The sequence below is a fragment of the Finegoldia magna genome, assembly GCF_018371055.1.
GTDB lineage: Bacteria > Bacillota > Clostridia > Tissierellales > Peptoniphilaceae > Finegoldia > Finegoldia magna_I.
This window is the reverse complement of the sequence record NZ_JAGYZD010000240.1, coordinates 1-2,466: the sequence shown is the minus strand read 5'-3', so window position 1 is coordinate 2,466 and position 2,466 is coordinate 1. Positions and strand designations below refer to the sequence as shown.

Below are 2,466 nucleotides of genomic sequence, written 5' to 3'. Positions count from 1 at the left end.
CGTTCCAGCTCTTGAAGCCTGTTTTGGCTTTCTGTTAATCTTATCTTTTTCTTTTCTATATGTGCCTTTTCCTTTTCTTCCATTTCATTTTGAATGGAATGAATAAATGCTTCATTATCTTCATCAAGATAATTTTTTATATCTTTTAATGTTTCTTGGATAAGGTTTAAGACTACTTCTGCTTTTATCCTATGAGCTGATGGACATAGCGTTCCGCAAGGTACTTTCTTATAATTACTGCAAACATAATAAGGAATATTCTTATAGTTATTTGTCCTATGAACATACATCTTGCTTCCACAATCTGCACAATACATCAGTCCTGTTAGTGGGTGATATTCGCCCCAACCATCAGGATACCTTTTTACATTTCCTCTTATCCTTTGCACATTATCAAAGGTTTCTTGGTCTATGATGGCTTCGTGAGTATTTTCAAAGATGAGCCAATTATCTTCGGATACATATTTACTTTTCTTATCCTTGAAATGCTTTCTTGTTTTAAAGTTAACTGTATGCCCTAAGTATTCTTTTTTCTTTAAGATACTTGCAATTGTGGAGCTACACCAACGATAAGGATATTCAAAGTTTTTGCTTTGATGTAATCCATATCCCAATTTTTTCTGATGATAAGCGGGTATATCTATCTTATCCGCTTCCAGTATCTTTGCTATTTTGTATGGTCCTGCTCCGTCCATTGTAAGATTAAATATTCGTCTTACTATCTCGGCTGCTTTTTCATCTACAACCCACTTATCTTTGTCTTTTTCATCTTTGATGTAGCCATAAGGTGGAGTGCTTGCCGTATGCTTTCCGCTTTCTCCTTTTGATCTAAATGTAGATTGTATTTTTCTTGAAGTATCTCTTGCATACCATTCATTCATAATATTTCTAAAAGGGGTAAAATCATCTTCTCTGTAAAAGCTGTCTACATTGTCATTGATAGCAATCAATCTTACGCCCTTTTGTCTTAATATCTCCATACATTGACCGACTTTGAGATAATCTCTGCCGAGTCTACTCATATCCTTTACGATGATACAACCGATATTTCCAGTATTTACTCCATTCATCATTTCCATAAAGCCTGGTCTATCAAACTGTGTCCCGCTTATTCCGTCATCTGTAAAATGGATGATGTTGGTTAAATTATTCTTACTTGCATATTCTTCAAGGATTTTCTTTTGATTAACGATTGAGTTACTCTCTCCTTCAAGTTCATCATCTCGACTTAATCTCTCATAGAGTGCTGTTATCTTTTCAACATTCCTCACTTTTTCCTCCTTCCTCTTAATTTCTTAAATAAAAAAGAATTAAGAAGTACATGTTTCACTAAAACAGTGATTAAGTGTTCTCCTTAATTCTATTACTCCTGCTGCCAGCTTATATTTCTTATATTGCTTAACTGCAAAATGACTTGGGTCTTTCTTTTCAAGAGCTTCAAAAAGCCTATCAATTGGGTTCATATAGGTTTCGTCATCTTCTCTAACCTCACTTGCGTCAATCATATCTAAGAGTGTTTTAAAATTCTTTTCTTCTTCTGGTGCTTCATAATAGATATAACCAATTAGAGCAGTGTAATATAACTTCTCAGCCTTTACCCAGAAATCTTCTCCTGCCTTTTCTCCATCTCCCTTGGTGTTGGCAATAATTGTTTGAACAAGCTTTAAAATATCTTTTTCACTTCTCAAATAGGCAAATGGATTGTATTTCATAGACTTTTTAAAGTTTATTGTGTTTAAAATCTTTATGTCATATCCATTTTCATAAAGCATTTTTCCACACTCTAACACAAGTGTCCCCTTAGGGTCTGTTACTACATAGGAAGAGTGCATTTGCATTAGGTTTGGCTTTACATAAAATCTTGTCTTTCCTGATCCAGAACCACCTATTACTAATACATTTTTATTTCTAGCGTATTTAGGGTTTTTAGGTCTTGAGTTCATTGTTAGTCTTTCGGTATTAGTTATAAGAACATTGTTTTCAAACTTAGGGTCAATGTATGGAGCAATATCCTTGCTTTCTCCCCATCTTGCAGATCCATATTCTTTACCTTGCCTGTATTTCTTTTTATTTTTTCCTTTGCTATAAACAATTAACTTAACAAGACCACCAACTGAAATACCTACTAACAAGTCCCTTGGATTAAGGCTTGGTATATAAGATAAAGTTCCTATATCAGAAATTCCCACCATTATTCTATCAATAATATCTCCTCCTACATAAGAATTGATGTGCTTAGAAAAGATATTTCCAATGTAGAAAAAGGATAGATAAGGGATATTTGATAATATAAATTTCTTTGGGTTGTCTATTTTAATTAGGTTTTTAATATCAGAAAGAATGGCTTCTAATATCTTATTCATCGTAGAAACCTTCACTATCTAATAAAATTAGTAGGTAGTGTCTTCCCTTTGGTGTTATAAATGTTTGTATTCCTACAAGTGTACCTAGTGGATCAACCCATTC

At 33.4% G+C, this 2,466-nt stretch carries 1 protein-coding gene and 2 pseudogenes; all 3 read right to left on the bottom strand.

The annotated features are described in order from the left end of the window. On the bottom strand, positions 1-1,271 hold a 1,271-nt coding region (locus tag KHW44_RS08550; protein ID WP_304068444.1), incomplete at its 3' end, for a recombinase family protein. A gap of 45 nt (positions 1,272-1,316) precedes the next feature. After that, positions 1,317-2,363, bottom strand: a pseudogene (locus tag KHW44_RS08545) (type IV secretory system conjugative DNA transfer family protein); the annotation flags it as partial. Beyond that, positions 2,356-2,466: pseudogene (locus KHW44_RS08540) on the bottom strand (phage antirepressor Ant); the annotation flags it as partial. The pseudogenes KHW44_RS08545 and KHW44_RS08540, both read right to left, overlap by 8 nt.